Source organism: Actinomadura spongiicola (assembly GCF_003432485.1).
Classification (GTDB): domain Bacteria; phylum Actinomycetota; class Actinomycetes; order Streptosporangiales; family Streptosporangiaceae; genus Spirillospora; species Spirillospora spongiicola.
Window position 1 is genome coordinate 404,112 of record NZ_QVNQ01000006.1, and the last position, 17,519, is coordinate 421,630.

The 17,519-nt window shown below is 65.9% G+C and carries 15 protein-coding genes; 9 read left to right on the forward strand and 6 right to left on the reverse strand.

Features of this window, described 5'->3' with window-relative positions:
• Positions 1 to 162: 162 nt before the first annotated feature.
• The 5 genes from D0T12_RS21575 to eccCa all read right to left on the reverse strand — a co-directional run bounded on the left by D0T12_RS21575 (position 163) and on the right by eccCa (position 6,266).
• The gene (locus D0T12_RS21575; RefSeq protein ID WP_117401446.1) at positions 163 to 501 is read right to left on the reverse strand and encodes a hypothetical protein; all 339 of its coding nucleotides are present in this window, start codon (positions 499 to 501) and stop codon (positions 163 to 165) included.
• 112 nt (positions 502 to 613) lie between these two features.
• Complete coding sequence (locus tag D0T12_RS21580) at positions 614 to 1,066, reverse strand: YbaB/EbfC family nucleoid-associated protein (protein WP_117401447.1); 453 nt, start codon at positions 1,064 to 1,066, stop codon at positions 614 to 616.
• Between the two features lie 36 nt (positions 1,067 to 1,102).
• Entirely contained in the window at positions 1,103 to 1,750 is a 648-nt protein-coding gene (locus D0T12_RS21585; protein WP_117401448.1) for a hypothetical protein, read from the reverse strand.
• Positions 1,751 to 1,824: 74 nt separating this feature from the next.
• Entirely contained in the window at positions 1,825 to 2,127 is a 303-nt protein-coding gene (locus D0T12_RS34940; RefSeq protein ID WP_147339584.1) for a hypothetical protein, read from the reverse strand.
• A gap of 161 nt (positions 2,128 to 2,288) precedes the next feature.
• Positions 2,289 to 6,266 (reverse strand): type VII secretion protein EccCa, encoded by a 3,978-nt coding sequence (gene eccCa, locus D0T12_RS21590; RefSeq protein ID WP_117401449.1) that lies wholly within the window; start codon positions 6,264 to 6,266, stop codon positions 2,289 to 2,291.
• A gap of 260 nt (positions 6,267 to 6,526) precedes the next feature.
• Between eccCa and eccD the strand changes: the two genes are divergently transcribed.
• The 8 genes from eccD to D0T12_RS36670 all read left to right on the forward strand — a co-directional run bounded on the left by eccD (position 6,527) and on the right by D0T12_RS36670 (position 16,015).
• Complete coding sequence (gene eccD, locus D0T12_RS21595; RefSeq protein ID WP_117401450.1) at positions 6,527 to 7,924, forward strand: type VII secretion integral membrane protein EccD; 1,398 nt, start codon at positions 6,527 to 6,529, stop codon at positions 7,922 to 7,924.
• Positions 7,925 to 7,932: 8 nt separating this feature from the next.
• Positions 7,933 to 9,342, forward strand: coding sequence for a type VII secretion protein EccB (eccB, locus tag D0T12_RS21600; protein ID WP_117401451.1), 1,410 nt, complete (start codon positions 7,933 to 7,935; stop codon positions 9,340 to 9,342).
• Positions 9,343 to 9,589: 247 nt separating this feature from the next.
• Positions 9,590 to 9,910: a WXG100 family type VII secretion target gene (locus D0T12_RS21605; protein ID WP_117401452.1), complete on the forward strand. Its 321-nt coding sequence runs from the start codon at positions 9,590 to 9,592 to the stop codon at positions 9,908 to 9,910.
• A 42-nt stretch (positions 9,911 to 9,952) separates the two neighbouring features.
• On the forward strand, positions 9,953 to 10,240 hold the full coding sequence (locus D0T12_RS21610; RefSeq protein WP_117401453.1) for a WXG100 family type VII secretion target: 288 nt from the start codon (positions 9,953 to 9,955) through the stop codon (positions 10,238 to 10,240).
• 158 nt (positions 10,241 to 10,398) lie between these two features.
• Entirely contained in the window at positions 10,399 to 10,767 is a 369-nt protein-coding gene (locus D0T12_RS21615) for a hypothetical protein (RefSeq protein ID WP_117401454.1), read from the forward strand.
• 31 nt (positions 10,768 to 10,798) lie between these two features.
• A complete protein-coding gene (locus tag D0T12_RS34945) occupies positions 10,799 to 12,037 on the forward strand; it encodes a hypothetical protein (RefSeq protein ID WP_147339585.1) in 1,239 nt (412 codons plus the stop codon).
• Between the two features lie 139 nt (positions 12,038 to 12,176).
• Positions 12,177 to 13,490 (forward strand): S8 family serine peptidase, encoded by a 1,314-nt coding sequence (locus D0T12_RS21630; RefSeq protein WP_158581576.1) that lies wholly within the window; start codon positions 12,177 to 12,179, stop codon positions 13,488 to 13,490.
• Positions 13,491 to 15,112: 1,622 nt separating this feature from the next.
• Positions 15,113 to 16,015 (forward strand): MinD/ParA family ATP-binding protein, encoded by a 903-nt coding sequence (locus tag D0T12_RS36670; RefSeq protein ID WP_233526205.1) that lies wholly within the window; start codon positions 15,113 to 15,115, stop codon positions 16,013 to 16,015.
• A gap of 18 nt (positions 16,016 to 16,033) precedes the next feature.
• On the opposite strand, the gene D0T12_RS21640 is transcribed toward D0T12_RS36670, so the two are convergent.
• Positions 16,034 to 16,834 (reverse strand): hypothetical protein, encoded by an 801-nt coding sequence (locus D0T12_RS21640; protein WP_158581577.1) that lies wholly within the window; start codon positions 16,832 to 16,834, stop codon positions 16,034 to 16,036.
• 237 nt (positions 16,835 to 17,071) lie between these two features.
• On the opposite strand from D0T12_RS21640, the gene D0T12_RS21645 reads away from it, so the two are divergent.
• Positions 17,072 to 17,518: a hypothetical protein gene (locus D0T12_RS21645; protein WP_117401460.1), complete on the forward strand. Its 447-nt coding sequence runs from the start codon at positions 17,072 to 17,074 to the stop codon at positions 17,516 to 17,518.
• The last annotated feature ends 1 nt before the right edge of the window (position 17,519 follow it).

The window sequence follows — 17,519 nt, forward strand, 5'->3', positions numbered from 1 at the left end:
ACGCTGGACTTCGTTCGGCTCGGCCCGAAGAAGGTGCCGCCATTTCCGGGCCAAGCGTAGCCATGACCCCTTGGTGCCCCTGCCAAGCCCAGTGCCCCAGCTTCTACACGTGACCTACCAGCACGGCAGGCTCTGACCTCCTCTTGGTGATAGCCACGGCCCCTACCGTGCGGAAAGCCGACCCGACCTCAGCGCGTCCATGTAACGATGGCCGTCCTTAAGGTTGAGATCGGTGTTGAGAACGATGAGCTTCGTGGCATCGACCGGTTTACCTTTCGCTACGAGAGCGATGGCCGCGCGTTCGACCTCGACGGGTACGTGCCGGGCGAGGACCTCGGCTCGCAGCACCTCAACGTAGGCCTTAGCGTGCTTGCGGTCGGCGCCCGTAGCTTTGTGGACCAGGCTAACCGCCTTGAAAATCTTGCCTTCGGCGACCAGTTCCAGAGCAAACTCGCGAGTCTCGGGGAGCACCCTCAGATGCGGTACCTGGTTGCTCGGCATTCCTTCTCCTTACGGTTCGAACGTCCGCCGACCATTGCCTGTGTGGCGACATCCTGGCGAGACGGAGTCGCCCGAACTTCTCGATCGGCTCGTGCCTCCGGGCCGGAGCATCTTAGGGCTGGATGCGTCGACGCAACTTCTCAAGGTGAAGAGATGCGTCGCCCAAGGCGCTGTCCAAGAGGTCTCGTACCTCCTCGATCCTGGCCGTCATCTTGGCCGGATTCTGCATCATCTCCACAGGGCTGTCGGGCTGCCCCTGGTATATTTCCGCCATCACCGCTCGGACGTTGGTCTGAAGGTCTTTAGCGGCGTCCTGGATGACATTTTTGATAGTGTCGGCGAGGTCGGCCGACGGCATGCGCATGGCTCGCGGGTTGATTTCAAGATCCGCGATTCCTCCAGCGCTGGTGTACGTCACCTTGACGTGCCCATCGGGGGATTCGGCCCGGCCGACTACATCGGAAAGCTTGTTCTGCAACTCGGCGGCTTTCGCGGCGTGCTGCTTGGCTCGCTTGAGCATCTCCTCTGCATCGATGTTGGCGAAGTCACCGAAGTCCTGGGTCATGCCTCGTCCTCTCGACAAGTGATTTCCGTGTACCGGCTACTTGAGCGGACCGCTCGGCATCTCGATCTTGACCTCCTTGAAGTTCGGATCCTGCGCGCCGAGGGTGATGAGGTTGCTGCCCCAGGCACCGCCCGCCACGCCGAGAGCGAGGCCCCCGAAAGCGACCAGCATGGCCTGGACGTTGGCGAATACGGGCATGCTGACCTCCATGATCGTGCATGCTATTGACATGGCCGCTACGTAAGCGGCCTCTCCGATGACCGGAATCGCGAGCTGCGGGATGGTGGCCAGGGTGAGGGCCAAGGCCGCCGTGCCTACCGTCAGCACGGCGATGCAAAGATAGAAGAGGATCTTGGCCACCAATTTTGCCAGACCTTCGACTGTATTCACCGTGTTGTTTAGTTTGTCCAGTTCTCGGATGTAATTTTCGACCGCATTGTCGAAGAAGACCTTGTCGTCTGCCGTCCAGTTCGTGGAGTCAGAATCGAACTTTTTCTTTAGGTCTTCCAGAGCCTTCTTGTAGTCTTCTAGTTTAGCTTTGGACTGCCCCCAGTGCTCCCCTGCGGTGTGGATCATTCCAGGGTTGGAAGTGGCGATGGTCATCAGGGTGGCGACCGGGATGAGTGGTGTGAGCAGCCAGACGGAACCCCATGTCATGGCGGTACCGGCGAGGTGCATGGGCATTCCTGATTCGTACGACATAGTTTCCTCGGTCAGGTGTAGTGGACTTTGCGGGTCCGTACCGGTTGTTGTGGGGGTCAGTAATCGATAGTAGCCGCACTAGTATCATCGGCCGTTGACCACGTCAACGCTGTCTTGATCAACGCTTCTTGAAAAGTGCCCATCTGCTCTCGCGCGCTATCGATGTTGTCCATCGCTTCTTTCTTCAAGCGCTCGTGCGCGAAATGCAGCGGCAAGCCGAGTACGGAGAAGCCGGGAAATCCTACTGATATTTCGTTCAAAATATCTTTTGCGTTGGGCAGATGGGCAGCTCCGATATTCTTCATTTCTTCACCCAGTTTGCGGATGTTAGCGGCTTTGACCTTGGCTTCGATGCTCATTGAGAAATGTCCGTTCGGATAGAAAGGGATGGCGGGAAAGGCGTTCGGTCGTGGTCATCGATGGCACAGTAGATCCGTATCCTGGCGTCGTTCGCATAACAGGTCGCTGCGTGTGGCTGCTCAAAGGAAAAATGCTTTCTAGCCCAGCCTTGACGAGGAGGCTAATGGGGTTGGTCGTTGCGGTGGGGGGTTTGGGTTAGGCGGGTGCCGGTGCGGCGGTCTATGTGGTAGCCGCGGCCTGGGGGGAGTTTGTGGGGTTTGATGTTGCCGAGGAGGATGCCCTCGTCCTTGTTGCCGGACATGAGCAGGCCGGGGGAGGCCATTTCCTTGATGCGGGTGATGGCAGGGTCGAACATGCCACGGCCGGCGCCGCCCATGGCGCGGGCGAGGATGACGTGCAGGCCGATGTCGCGGGCCTGGGGGAGTAGTTCGACGAGGGGACGCAGCGGGTTGTCGGACGTGGCGACCATCTCGTAGTCGTCGATGATGAGGAAAAGGTCGGGGCCCGTCCACCAGGAGCGGGAGCGGAGTTGGTCGGGGGTCAGGTCGGCGGGTGGGAGCCGCTGCATCATGGCGCTGCGGACGTCGTTGACCAATGAGGTCGCCGCGGGCGCGGAAGCGCCGAAGCCGATCTGGTGGTCGGTGTTCGCGACGTCCAGAAGGCTGCGGCCGTAGTCGATGAAGATGATGCGGGCCTGCTCGGGGGTGTAACGGCTGGTGATGCCGGTGGCGATGTGCCGCAGCAGGTTGGACTTGCCGCATTCGGCGTCGCCGAGAAGGAGGAAATGCGGGTCCTGGGAGAAGTCCAGGTAGACGGGGGACAGGGAGTCCTCGTCGATGCCGATCGGGATGCGCATTCCCGTTTCGGCCGGGGACGGCAGTTCCGACACCGGCAGCACGTCCGGGAGCATGCGGACCTGCGGGGCACGCGGGCCCGTCCAGGAATCGTTGACGGCCTGGACGAGTTTGAGGACGCCGTCGTTCAACGATTCGTCGGCGCCGCCGCCGTCGATCCGCGGGACGGCGGTGAGGAAATGGAAGCCGTCACGGGACAGGCCGCGGCCGGGACGTCCCTCGGGAACGTTGTCGGCGAGCTTACGGTCGATTTCCGACTCGTACGGGTCGCCGAGCCGCAGTTCCAGTTTGGTGCCGAACAGGTCGCGGACGTTGCTGCGGAATTCGGTCCACTTGTTGGACGCGGCGATGACATGGATGCCGTATCCGAGGCCGCGGGCGGCGAGCTGGGTGATGGTGTCCTGTGTGGCCTCGTAGTCCTGGCGGAGCGTGAGCCAGTTGTCGACGACGAGGAACACGTCGCCGTATCCGTCGCCGGGGTGTTCGCCGGAGGCGCGCATCCGCCGGTAGGTCGCGATGCCGTCGATGCCGCGTTCGGCGAATTCGCGTTCGCGCTGCTCCAGAAGGCCGCTGACCTCCGCGACGGTTCGGCGGACCCGGTCGGCGTCGAGGCGGGTGGCGATGCCGCCGACGTGGGGAAGGTCGGCGAGTGCGGCGAGGGCGCCGCCACCGAAGTCCAGGCAGTAGAACTGCACCTCGGCGGGGGTGTGCGTGAGGGCGAGGGAAGCGATAAGAGTTCTGATCGTGGTGGATTTGCCGCTCTGCGGGCCGCCCGCGATCCCGATGTGACCCGCGCTGCCGGACAACTCCAGCCAGTAGGGGTCGCGGCGCTGGTGGAACGGTTTGTCAACGATGCCGGCCACGGCGTAAAGGCGTCCGCGACCGTCCCATCCGGGTGTGGTGAGGCCGTACTCCTGGGTGACCTGTAGGGGCGGGAGTAGTTCGTTCAGCGCGGGTGCCGCGTCCAGCGGCGGTAGCCAAATCTGGTGGGCCTTCGCTCCGTGGCCGGCGAGTTGCCGGACCACCACGTCGAACAGGACCTCTCTGTTCTTGTTCTCCTCGGGCTGCGGCTCCGGATTGGGCGGCTGCTCAATGACCTGCGGCCGCATGTAGCCCGGCAGGTACGGGACGATCTGAGTCGTGACCGGCCCTGACGCTTGGCCACTGTTCTGCTGGTCGGGCTGCTCGTCGACCGGGCCCGACACGTAGGCGGCCTTGAAACGCACCATCGGTTCGGTGGCGAACTTCAGGTACCCGTTTCCGGGAGCCGGGGGCAGTTCGTAGGCGTCGGGAACACCGAGGACCACCCGCGACTCCATCGCGGAGAACGTCCGCAGGCCGATCCGGTAGGACAGGTGGGTGTCCAGTCCGCGCAGCTTGCCCTCTTCCAGGCGCTGCGAGGCGAGCAGCAGGTGGACGCCGAGAGAGCGGCCGAGCCGTCCGATCATGACGAACAGCTCCGCGAAGTCGGGCTTGGCGGACAGCAGTTCGGAGAACTCGTCCAGGACGAGGAAAAGCGTCGGCATCGGTGGCAGGTCGGCGCCGTCGAGCCGGGCCTTCTCGTAATCGCGCAGCGAGGCGTAGTTGCCCATGGACCGCAGGTATTCCTGGCGTCGCACCATTTCGCCGTGGAGGGCGTCGTACATGCGGTCCACCAGCGGGAGTTCGTCCTCCAGGTTGGTGATGATGGCGGAGACGTGCTCCAGGCCGTCCATTCCGAGGAAGGTCGCGCCTCCCTTGAAGTCGACCAGGACGAAGTTCAGGATGTCGGGCGGGTGCGTCATGGCGAGGCCGAGCACCAGTGTGCGCAGCAGCTCCGACTTACCGGAACCGGTCGCGCCGATGCACAGGCCGTGCGGCCCCATGCCGCCCTGCGCCGACTCCTTGATGTCGAGTTCGATGGGACGTCCCTCGGCGTCCAGTCCGATCGGCACCCGGAAGCGGTTGCGCTGTGCGCGCGGCCGCCACACCCGCGCCGGGTCGACCTCGTACGGGTTGTCGACACCGAGCAGGGACGTCAGCGTCAGGTTCCCCGACAGGACGTCATCTTCCTCGGTCGTGTCGCTCGCGCTGGTACGGAGGGGGCAGAGTTGGCGGGCGAGGCCCTCGGCCTGCTGGATGCTCACCTTGTCCGGTGCGCCGATCGGGGACGGGACGTCCTTCCCGGTTCGGTCCTTCTTCAGCATGTGGACCCGTCCGGGGGCGACGTTCAACCGCAGAGTTCCGGCCTCCGTGGTGTGGCCGACGGTCTGCCCCAGATCGATGACGCAGACGCCCTCGATGCCGTCGGCGGCGAGTTGCGAGTCGTAGGACGCCATGCCTCCGTCCACGACGACCACGTGGAGCGGCAACTCGTTGGACGCGCGGCCCGCCACGAACCGGGAGCGATCCTTGACCTCCTGACCCAGCAGTACCTCAAGCTCGGACATTGTCGGCGCGATCCTGCGGACCTGACCTGCGGCGTCGTACTCGGTCGGGTGAAGGGCGTGCGGTAACCACTTCGTCCAGTCCCAGAGGGGGAGGTGTTCCTGGGACGTGCAGATGCTGATCTGCAGGTCGTCGGGGGAGTGGAACGCCGCCATCTGCATGAGCATGGCGCGGACCATGGCCCGCTTCGCCTCCGTGTCACCGGACAGGAAGATCCGTGAGAACGACCGCAGGTTGATGGCGACGGGAAGCGCCGGGACGGTCGAGTGCGTCCGCACGAACCGGCGGAGGGCGCCCGCGCTCATCGGTTCCAGGTCTTCGACCGGCTTGGTCTCCGGCGCCACGAGCTGGACGGCGAGCCGCTGCGGACCGGCGCCCACCCGCACCTGGCCGAAGTCGCCGTCCTCGGCGCGCCGTTCCCAGAGCCGGGCGCTCATGACGATCGACCACAGGCGCGTCGGGTCAGGGTTGTACCACTCCAATGCCTCCCGTTGTTGGGTGGCGGCCTTGCGTACCTTCGTCCGGACCTGGCCGAGATAACGCAGATAGTCGCGCCGTTCACTGTTCAGTTTGGACTTCCGCTCGCCGGACTTCTGTCCGACCTGGCTGAACATCATGCCGAACATCGACAGGCCCATCATCCCGCCCGCCACCATCTGTAACGGGTTGGAGTTGGGATTCAGGAACATGAAGGCCATCGCGCCTGAACCAGCCGCCATCGGCAGGTACATCAGGACGTTGCGAAACCCATCGTTGGTGACCTCGGGAAGTTCGGGCGGAGACTCCAGCAGAACCTCTCCCCGCGGCATCTCCGGCGGCTTCCTGCGTTCCTTGCGCCGCACCAGCACAGTGCCCACTGGACCGGGCTCCCCTCTTGCCGTGGGATGTCGCAGCCCGACATCATACGGATAAAACACACCGTCGGCCTTCGGCCTTCGAGTGATCATCAGAGCGGGGTGGTCGGCAGGATACATCCCGCTCTACCGGACGGCCGATGCTGATACCGTCCTCGACGGTGGAACGACCCCGTAGGCACGCGATGTCCTGATTTATCGCGTCATGGTTTCGCCGGTATCCGGATGCTCCCAGGAGCCATGCTTACAGGTGAGGAAGATCAGTGGCCTCAGTCACCGGGGCGGAGCTGTGCAGGGTCACCATCGTGGCCCCGAAGCGTCGCATCGATATCTCACTGCCTGCTCATGTACCGTTCGCGCAGTTCTTCCCCACGATCCTGCACTATTCCGGCGCGCAGATGGCAGACGCAGGTCTCGCGCACGGCGGGTGGGTGCTGCAGCGGCTGGACGAGGCGCCGTTCGACGGGGGAATGACGCCGACTCAGGCCGGCCTTCGCGACGGTGAGGTCCTGTACCTGCGTCCCGGCATGTCGCAGTTGCCCGCGTTGGCGTTCGACGACGTGGCGGACGTGGTCGCGACCGCGATCAACGACCGGCGTGACCGCTGGCGGCCGGAGTGGACACGGCAGTTCTCCCTGTCGGTCGGCGGTGGCGCCTCGGTGGTCGCGACCGTCGTGGTGCTGCTCGCCGGGCCGTCCTGGATCGTCCCGGCCGCATCGGCGGGGGTCATCTGCCTGCTGTACCTCGCCGCGGCGGTCTCGGTCTCGCGCGCCGCGGGCGATGAGCGGGCGGGCACGGTATTGGGGTTCGCCGCGTTACCGCACGCGTTCCTCGCCGGTCTGCTCGCCCCCGCCCGCGACACCCCGCTCTCCGGCCTGGACGCCCTCGACGCGCTGGCCGGCTTCGGCACCCTGGTGCTCGCCGCCGTGATCGCGGTCGTGGGCGTCACCCGGGGCGCGTCGGTCTTCTGGGGGATGGTCGTCGGCGGGCTGCTCGGCACGGTCGCCTCCGGCGTCGCGCTGGCGTTCGAGGACCTCTCCGCGACGGGGATCGCGGCGGTGACGGTGGTGGTCGCGATGATGCTCACCCCGCTGACCCCGACGCTGGCCTTCCGTTTCTCCAGGGTGACACTTCCGCCGGTGCCGCAGAGCGCCGAAGACCTGCGGCGCGACACGATCACCGTGGACGGGCAGGAGATCCTGACCCGCACCGGCCGCGCCAACCGGTTCATGACCGGGTTCACCGCCGGGCTCGGCGTCATCACGATCGTCGGGCTCGTCCCGTCCGCCTTCGACGACGGCTGGCTCGGCCCGACCACCGCGGCGGTCGTCTCGGTGCTGTTGCTGCTGCGCTCGCGGCTGTTCCGCAGCCGGCCCCAACGGCTGAACCTGCTGGTTCCCGGGATGCTCGGCGTCGCGGCGCTGGTGGTCGCGCAGGCATGGGACGCGTCGCCGACCGTGTTGGTGGCCGGTGCGCTGCTCCCCCTGATGGCCGTGGCGGCGACCGTGGTGGGCGTCGGCCTCTGGCTCCCCGGCCATCGGCCCTCACCGTTCTGGGGTCGTGCCGGGGACATCCTGGAAATGCTCCTGCTGATCGCGCTCATCCCGCTCGCCCTCGGCGAGTGCGGTCTGTTCGCGTACATGCGCGGCCTCGCCGGTTAGGAGTCCGCATGCAGACCCGCAAGGACCTGTTACAAGCCCACCGGCTGATGAGCCAGCGGGCGTCGCTCGCCCTCATTTCCGGGGAGCCGGACAACCCCGAGCTGCCGATGCGACGAATGAACATCGCCGCGTTCAGCGGCATCATGATCGGCATCCTGTGCATGGCCGCGTTCGGCATCTATGGCGTCATCCGTCCGGGCGGCGCCACGGGCCTGGAAAAGGCCGGAATGCTGATCGTGGAGGAGGAGACCGGCGCCCGCTACGTATGGTGCGAGAACGGCAAGCTCTGCCCGGTCGGCAACTACGTGTCCGCGCGCCTGGTCGCCGGTGAGAACTCTGACAGCCGCAGGACGGTCTCCACCGCGTCCCTCAAAAAGTTCGAGCGCGGCCCCACCCTGGGAATTCCGGGCGCGCCGAATACCCTTCCCGAGCCGAACGAGTTGACGCGGGGCCCGTGGGCGGTCTGCGTGCGAACGGTCGAGAGCACATCACTGGGACGCCGATCGCTGGTCACGCTCACCGCCGAGCGAAATGTCGGCGGCACCCCGCTGACAGACGGCCAAGCGCTGGTCGTGACGGCGGACGGGCACCACTGGTTGCTGTGGCGCAATTCGCGGATGCGGATACCGCCGTACGGGCTGGCGACGCTCGGAGCGACCCCCGTCCAGATCGCCGGCAAATGGTTGAACTCGGTGACGCAGGGCCCGGATTTCGCCGCGCCGAAAATCCCTGGCATCGGACAGCCCGTGAACGGACCGGCCGGACGCGCGAAAGTGGGCCAGATCTTCAACCTGAGCACGGCGTCCGGCGCGTCGTCCTCGTTCGTCCTCCTCGCGGACGGTCTGGCCCCAATCACTCCGATCCAGCGGGACTTGCTCATCGCCGCTCCGGAAACCCGCGGAGCCTACGGCCCGGAGGGAGTCCGGGCGATCGAGATCAACGCGGGCCAGGTCAACACCGTCGGACGGTCCTCGCATCAGATACGGGATCAGAGATTGGAGGGCAGGGCGCCGGCGATCGTCCCGTTCGGCGGAACAACACCGCTGTGCGCGCTCTACAGCGACCCGAGCGGCAACGACGGCGCCACCCTGACGCTCAACGGCTCGCTACCCGCACCCCCGGAGACAGCGAGCCCCCAGGGCGCCGACCAGATCGCTTTCCCACCCGGAAGCGCCGCGCTGGCCGGTCGGGTCCCGAGCCCAGGGAAGGCAGACCAGGTCAGCACCTATTACCTGGTCGCCGAAGGAAAACGATTCCCCATCAAGGACAGCGAGACGGTGGGAAAGCTCGGTTACTCGCTGCCGGGTGACGCGTCAAAGGTGCCGGCCGGGGTTCTGGACCTGATCGTGCAGGGACCGGTCCTGGACCCTGCGGCCGTATCCGCCGCTCGACCCACGAATGCCCAGGCAGGGAACTAATCATCAAGGGATTTCGGATTCGATGAAACCGGAATGGGAGTCAACACGTCTATGACTGTCGAAGAATGGATGGACAGCCGCCGATGAAGATCCTAGGGTAGGAGAACAATCTGTGGTGCGACCCAAGCCTTCGGAGGCTGAAGAGCTGATTGCGCCACTAAGCGGGGGCAGGTTGGTGTTGGCCCGGCGCCTCTGTTCCGGACCGTCTTCGCGGGTCATGACGAAAACAAGTCACTGGAGGTGACTGATGGGGCAGCAGTCGGCCGTCGACAGAGCGGCAATGAAGCAGGCCGCGGACGACATCGACGCATCCGCGAACGTCATCAAGGGTCTGCAGACGCAGCTCGAAGGCCACAAACAGCAGGTCCGCTCGGCCTGGGAGGGTAACGCCTCGATGGCCTTCGAGCAGGTCTTCAACCGGTTCAACGAAGACTTCACCAAGGTGCTGCGCGCCCTGGAGGGCATGCACCAGAGCCTCGTCCAGACGAAGATCACCTATGAGTCCAAGGAAGAGATGTCGGAGCAGGCCGTAAGCAAGGTCCAGTCTCTGCTCAACGGCACGACCTGACCGAAATTCCTATTAGGTGTCAACGCCTGGAGAAGGAGAGTCATGAGCTACACGAGGGCCAATTTCGGCGGCCTCACGGAGGGTGAGGCCCAGTTCAGCCAGGCCGCGCGTGCCCTGATGGACGAGCTGAGCGACCTGGAGGGCAAGCTCCGGACGAAGCTCAACCAGTGGGAGGGCTCCGCCCAGGAGGCCTACTGGGTCTTTCAGAAGCAGTGGGACGGGGCCGCCAAGGACATGCAGAACGTCGTGGCACAGCTGGGTCTGGCCATCCGCGACGCCCACGACAACTACCAGCAGGCCGAGCGAAGCAACTCCAGCATCTGGGGCTGAACCGCCGACGATGACCGTCCCGGGACACCCCGGGTGTGGTGGCCCTGGCCGTGCGCCCGGCCAGGGTCCGCTTCGTCACCAAGGAACCGGCATGCGGATCGGTGCCGTCTTGTCTCCCGGCGCAGCCGATGAGGCGAGAGGCTGACTAGGAGGTAAGCATGGGACACCCCAAGTATCTGCCCCCCACCGGGGGCAAGGAAATTAAGATCAACCACGACACGATCGACGACATCGTGAGGAAGCTCGAAAAGGACTTAAACGAGCTTAAAAGGCGCCCGACACACAGCCAGCTCATCAATGACGAGACCCCACCCGAGTCCGCGATGGGAAATTACCAGGCGGGCCGTAGCATGTACGCCACGATCACGTCGGCCCGCGACCAGATCGGCAACACCTTCGATCAGTTCGTCGCCGCCTACGAGCAGGTGATCGAGGCTATTCGCGCGTCGAACAAGAACCACCGCACGGCCGACGACGCGTCCAAGCACGGCGTGCAGGCGGCCGGCAATCCAGGCACCGCCATCTGATCAGTCGTGAGTACGGAAAGGGGGATCGTCCGTGGGGAACAATCAGCCAATCCGGAAGGATGTTCAGTTCGGTGACGAAGGCACCGGTGGACTGAACAAGTTCATGGTGTGGAAGGACAATTTCGACAAGGTGCGAGAAATTGTTGATTCCATGCAACCCGGCAAGATGTACACCAGTTCGACGGCCTACAGCAAGCTCGCCGCGCGGATGGACGAGTCCGTTGGCCTGATCTATAACCAGGCGACACGGCTGGTCGAGTCCTGGGGTGGCGAGGACGCCGAAAAGGCGATGACCCAGATGAACAAGGCCTACCGTCAAGCCCAGGAGATTCACGCACAGGCCGACAGGACCAGCAAAGCGCTCAAAACCCACGGGGAGTTGCAGGACGGCTGGCAGAAGCAGTACGGCAGTGGCAGCAAGATGGACAGCTGGGTCAAGGACGCCTTCAACTGGGGCCAGCGCATCATGGCAACCAACCCCGTTACCGGCCCACCCGCCGTCAGTTCCATGATCGGAAACAACCTTGCCGCCGACGCCGTCCTGGACCGCATCCACGACGGCACCAAGCAATCCAACTTCAACTTCCCCGAGGGCATCCGCCAAGACATGCCCCAAACGAATCCAACTATCGGGGGCACGGATCCGCTCAAGAATGGCACCGGCTCTCCCCAGCCGCCCAAGATGCCGGGTGGAGGTGGTCCGGGCGGCGGTCCCGGTGGCATGCCGGGGGGCCCAGGTGACCTGCCCGGCGGTCCTGGAGGTCCTGGCGGTCCCGGTGATCTGCCGAGCGGTCCTGGCGGACCTGGAGGTGTCCCTGGTGGCCCGAATGGTCCCGGTGGCATTCCGGACGGTCCAGGTGGGCCGGGTCTACCCGGGGGACCTGGTAGTGGCAGTGGTTCTCCAGGAACGGACCTGGCCAGTCTGCCGCCGGGGGGTCCTGGCGGTGGCCCTGGCCTCGGTGGTGGCGGCCTGGGAGGTGGTCCTAGCGGGGCTCCCGGACTTGGCAGTGGCGGCCCGGGCGGAATCCCTGGCGGGGCTCCCGGTCTCGGTAGCGGTGGGATCGGTGCCGGTCCGGGCGCCATGGGTGCTGGCGCGCTGGGCGGAAGCGGTTTTGGAGCCAGGGGCGGTATGACCGGTATGGGAATGCCCATGGGCGCCGGTGCCCGCGGCGGCGGGGAAGGAAACGAGCACGAACGCAGCACCTGGCTGACCGAGGACGAGGACGTCTGGGGCGGTAACGACGACACCGCACCACCGGTGATCGGCTGACACAGAGGAAACATGTGACGTACGTGACGGCTTCGGCAGACCTGGCCAGCCCGTCTGCCGAGCTGTCGTTTAACCGCTCCATGCAAAGGGAGTGCAGATGTTGAGGCGAAGCCGAAAAGTGGCTCGTTCAGTCCTGGCCTTGCTCATCGTCGGAGCGATCGCCTGGCCTAGCTCGGCTTCGGCGGCGCCCAAGCCCCGGCCGGACCAGTGGTGGTTCAAGTCCTGGGGTGTACAGAGCCACCTCTGGCCCCTATCAGCGGGGACGGGTATAACGATTGCCTTGATAGATACTGGCGTCCAGGCAAACCTTCCTGAACTTCAAGGTGTTGTACTTTCGGGCATCGATCTGGAGAACGGAACCGCTGACGGTCGCCAAGATCTTGATCGCTTCAACACGCCACCCGGCCATGGCACCGCGATGGCGTCGCTGATTGCTGCTCAAGGTGGACGAACCGGCCTGGTGGGAGTAGCTCCTGAGGTTAAAATTCTTCCGATTGTGGCCCACAGCAATGATGCCTATGCAAAAGGGATCCGCTATGCGGCGGATCGTGGTACTCAGGTGATCAACCTTTCGCAGGCGATCCCAGGGCCGTGCCCCCGCAATCTACAAGAGGCCATTGCGTATGCGCTCGAAAAAGATGTAGTGATCGTCGTGGGGGCGGGAAACGATGGCGACGGTGCCAATTCCAGCAACGCGCCGGCCAACTGCATGGGTGTCTTGTCAGTGGGTGCGGTCGATTCTAAGTTCTCTCCGTGGGTGAAGACGCAGCGACAACCATATGTAAAAGTAGCAGCTCCCGGTGTGGATATGCGGGTCCTTCTTAAGGACGGGGAGTTGTACCGTGGAAAGGGTACAAGCGACGCTGCCGCCGTCACCTCGGCTGCCGTAGCGCTTATTCGGGCAAAACACCCGAATATGAAGAACCGGGAGGTTGTGCGGCAGCTCATCGCCTCGGCGCTGGACATTGGGGAGAAGGGGAAGGACGACCTGACCGGGTACGGCATCATCCGTCCATACCGGCCGCTCGCGGGGAAGGCGCCTCGGGGCACGGCGAATCCGGTGTTCGACGAGTTCGATCGCTGGAGGAAGACCCACGAACCCCAAGAGTCGAAGTCAGCGGCCCCGGCCGCGTCGGAGGACGACGACTCTTCGGCCTCCCTCATCGTGTGGATCGCGGTTATCCTCGCGATAGGGGCGGGAGCGGGTGTTTTCGGGTTCTTCTTCTCCCGCCGGAAGCGGGGCGGGCCGCCGCCCATGGGGCCGGGTAGCGGCTTTGGCGCGCCGCAGGCGTTCGGGCAACAGCCGCCGGGAGGTCCGGGCGGTCCGTACCCGCCGGTTCCGCCGCAGGGGGGCCCGCCGCACTATCAACCGCACCCGCCTGCGCCGCCAGGTCAGCGACCGCCCGGTCAATGGCCGCCAGGTGGTGCTCCTCCGGCAAGGCCACCCCAGTAAGACGAAAGGGCCACTGTGGTCACCCTTAGCAACACACGTCGTGCTCCGTGTGTTGAGTTTCGTGTGGGGTGGACAGGGCGATGGCCCATCGCGATCGGGGTGCCTTGCCATTGATCTCGACCACTGCGGCGTAGGCGTACCGATGACGCCAGCACAATCTTCGTTTTGCTCGTATGCTGTTCGACGGAGGTCTTCGCTGTTGCGATAAGGTTCCGGCTCGGCGACGAAGTCGCTCGCAGGGTGGTCACCTCCTGTGTGCTGTGCCTTTCATCTTCCTGATGAAGTCAATTCAATTGGCCATCAGGTATGTGGGCATCTCGGCGTTATGGAGAGGGATGGGCAATGTCCGAGAGGACTGTCTTCCACTCCCGTAAGGCCAGGGCGCCGCCTGTCGGCTTGGGTGCGGTGGGGAGAAGTGGCGTGAGCGGCTGACGACCTCGTGACCGCTGTGGCCCGGCGGGATCCGTTTTCGCGGTGCTCGTTGACGGAAAGGCTGCCCCTACGCCACCTGTTTCGGGCCTTGTCTTTTGAGGATTTGTGTGCACCTAAAATTTGGCTGAGGGGGGCGGAGGTCGGGATGATGAGACTGATTATCGGTGGCATCTCGGTGGGCGGCTTACTAGCGGGCGGAAGCGTTTGTTCTGTGTTCGACCGAGGGAGTCTTCGGCTCGGGCGATATACGTCCATAACTGGCTTGGGTTAGGTGGGAGTGGGGTGGTGGGTGGCGGGGGCGTTCGGGGATCAGGGTTGAAGGCCTAGGGTGGCGGGGGACGAAAGGAGGGCGGGTGCCGGACTCTGGCTGGCAGCACTCCGTGTTGCGTGATCTTGGGGTGTCTCAGCGTGGGATGGTGGCCTTCGGGTCCGCGTCGGCGGTGCTTGCCGATGCTCGTTGGGGGGCCGAGGCGGCCGAGCACAGTGCGCGGCGGCCGTCGCCGCCGCCCGCCGTGCAGGAGCCCATCGCCGCGCCTTCGACGTCTGCCGTAGCTCCGGCCAAACCGGCTCCTGCGGGAGGCGAGCAGCCTCGAGTGAACGAGCCGATGCCTGGGCCGCCGCAGTTGGGTGCGCAGGAGCCTTTGGGGAATGAGTCGTCTTCCGGGGTGTCGCAGCCAGTGCAGCAGCCGTGGGAGGACGGTTCGGTCGCCTTTCCGCCGCAGCCGGGCCCCCGGCAGGCTCGGGGGAATGAGTCGTTGCCTGGTCCACCGCAGCCGGGGCCGCAGGAGCCTCGGGTGAATGAGTCGTCTGCCGGGGTGCAGCCTCCGGTGGACGGGGCGGGGGCCGTTCCGGCGGCGCAGCCGGGCCCTCAGCAGGGTTGGGGGAGTGAGTCGGCTTCTGGAGTGTCGCAGCCGGGGCAGCCTTCGGTGGACAGGGCGGTGGGGGTTCCGTCGCAGCCGGAGGAGCCTCGGGCGTTCGGGGGAGTTGATGAGCCGTCGCAGCAGGAGGGTGCTGGGGCGGGTGTGCCGTTGGTCAACGATGAGTTCAGTTGGGATGCGGCGATCTCTCCGATCGCCGGGGCGCAGCCTCCGGGTGTTGAGGAGGAGGCCGGGTCGGAATCGGGGCCCCCGGCTGCGCATCCGGGTTCGGGGGCGTCCGCGCCCGTTGCGGGGCCGCCGCAGGGGCATTCCGTGCCGACGGCGGATGAGTTCGTTCGCCGGAACCAGCACGGGGACGCGCTGGTTCATCGGGTGGGACGAGGGGTTCGTAAGGCCGTCGGGTCGTCCGGGGAGGCTCGGTCGCGGGCGGAGATCGGGGAGTTTCTGCGGCAGCCGGTCGGTGGATTCCGGCAGATCACGGTGGTGAGTGTTCGGGGTGGTGCGGGGAAGACGACCGTGGCCGCGTTGGTGGCCACGGAGTTGGCGCGGCACCGGTCTGATCGGGTACTGGCGATGGACGCCGACGCCGAGCTCGGGTCGTTGCCGTTGCGGCTTGGTGTGCAGTCGGAGTTGTCGTTGTTCGATCTCGCCGCGCAGCGGCCGCGGACGTTCGAGGAGGCCGCTCGGTACCTGCGGCAGACCCGCGAAGGGTTGTGGGTGCTCGCGGCGACGCGGGGCGGACGGATCACCGGTGAGTTCACGTTCGAGACGTATCAGGCGGCGTTCAGTGCGGTGAGCCGTTACATCTCCACCGCGGTGACCGACTGCAGCGCGGGTATTCTCACCGAGCTGCACCGGGGCATCCTCGGGCAGTCCCACAGCGTTGTCCTCGTCACGCCGGGGACGGTCGACGGGGCGTTGAGCGCGCGGGGCGCGTTGGAGTGGTTCTCGCAGGGGGCGCAGCGGAGTCTGCTGCCCCGGACGGTGATCGCGATGGTGTCGCACGCGCCGCAGGTCGGGGCGGACCTCGACCGTGCGACGGAGATGCTCACCGCGTGGGGGACGCCGGTCGTGCAGCTTCCCTACGACCGGCAGATCGCGACCGGCGCGGCGGTCGACATGTCGCGGCTCGGTGACGCCACCCGGAAGGCCGTCGGCCGCATCGCCTACGAGGCGTTCGCGCGGTCGCTGGGTGCCCGGGCGCCGGGCCGCTGAGGCGGCCCGGCACGGGGCTCAGTCCGTCCAGAGGAGGCTGTTGGTCACCTCGACACCGAGTTCGCCGGCGGTGGCGAAGACGCTGCCGGTGCGGCCGCCGGTGTCGGCGCCGGTCGACCAGTACGACTGGGCGTAGATGACGTTCGAGCCCTGCGTCCAGGAACGCGTCCAGTAGGCGGGATCGGGGCGGGGCTGCGGGAGGCCGCTCGCGTCGGACGGCGTGAGCAGCAGCGGCCAGCCCTTGTCATTGGTGATCCGGCTGATGTTGCTCGCCGCGGTCGGGCTGGTGAAGCGAGCGATCGACACCGAGGTGATGATCTGCCTGGTGGGGCTGGCGTAGACGGCGGAGTGCATGACGCCGACGCAGGGGTATGAGCGCAGCGCCACGCGCAGTTTGGTGTTGGCGCGGCTGGTGCACGACGCGGTGCGGGTGCCCGCCCGGGTGAAGGTGTTCCCCTTCGCCGTCCTGATCGTCGGGCCGAGGACGGAGGACGGATCCGAGCCGCCGCCGGTGCTGCTGGTCTCGGAAGGTGTCGGCTCCGCGGTCTGGGACGGGGAGTAGGGCGTGTACGTGGGCTGCGAGATCGTCCTGATGGGATCGTCGTCGTCGCTTCTGAGGACGAGGAAGGCGCCGACACCGACGACCGCGAGAACCGCCACCATGCCGACGATCAGCAGGGGGACCAGGGCGCTTCCGCCGCCGCGCGGCGGTGGGGGCGACGGGAAACCGGGGCCTCCGGGCAGTGGTGGACCCGGTGGTGCGGGTGGAGGATAGCCCGGCCCGCCCGGAGGCTGACCGGGCCATTGGGGGGAGTTCATGGAGGCTCCGTGCTGATGTCCGTTGCGTGATCGCGGTTTCGGATCGCTCCAGCGTAGCGGTCAGAACGTGGCGATTTTATGGGGAATGGTAGTTATGTCGGACGTTGTAGGTTTTCGCGAACGCGGCGGCGCCCGCGAATGTCTCATAGGGTTGCGTCGGAGGGGGGAGGAAGGTGACCGACTCAGTCGGCGACGTGGTGACGACCCGCTCAGTCCGTCCGACCAGGGGGTGACTCGATGAGCAGTGACCTGGTGGCGCTGGTTCGGCGCCGTCCGGATGCGCGCGCCGTGGCCGACGGCATGATCGTCATGGGTGAGGCGCTGGAGCTGCGCGGCGGCGAACCCGAGCCGATCCTGGTGTACGACACCGAGGGCCGGTTGCTCGTCTCGATCGAGGACGCGGTGCGGGTGTCGGCGCAGGGCGAGATCCGGCGGCTGCTCGGCGACGACTTCGCCGACCGCGTGACCGTCCCCGTGTGGTGGGTGGAGGTCCGCGCCGTCGCCGACCTGCCCGACGCGATGCGCGTCGCCCGCAAGTTCACCGACTTCCTGGTGCACTGGGCAGGGGGCACCGTCTACCCGGACGGGGCGAGCGAGGCTCCGGCGCGCAGCTGGAAGGTGTCCGGTGCCGCTGCGGACGGGCAGGACGGCGTCGCCTACCACGGCGGAGTCATCGGCGGTTAAG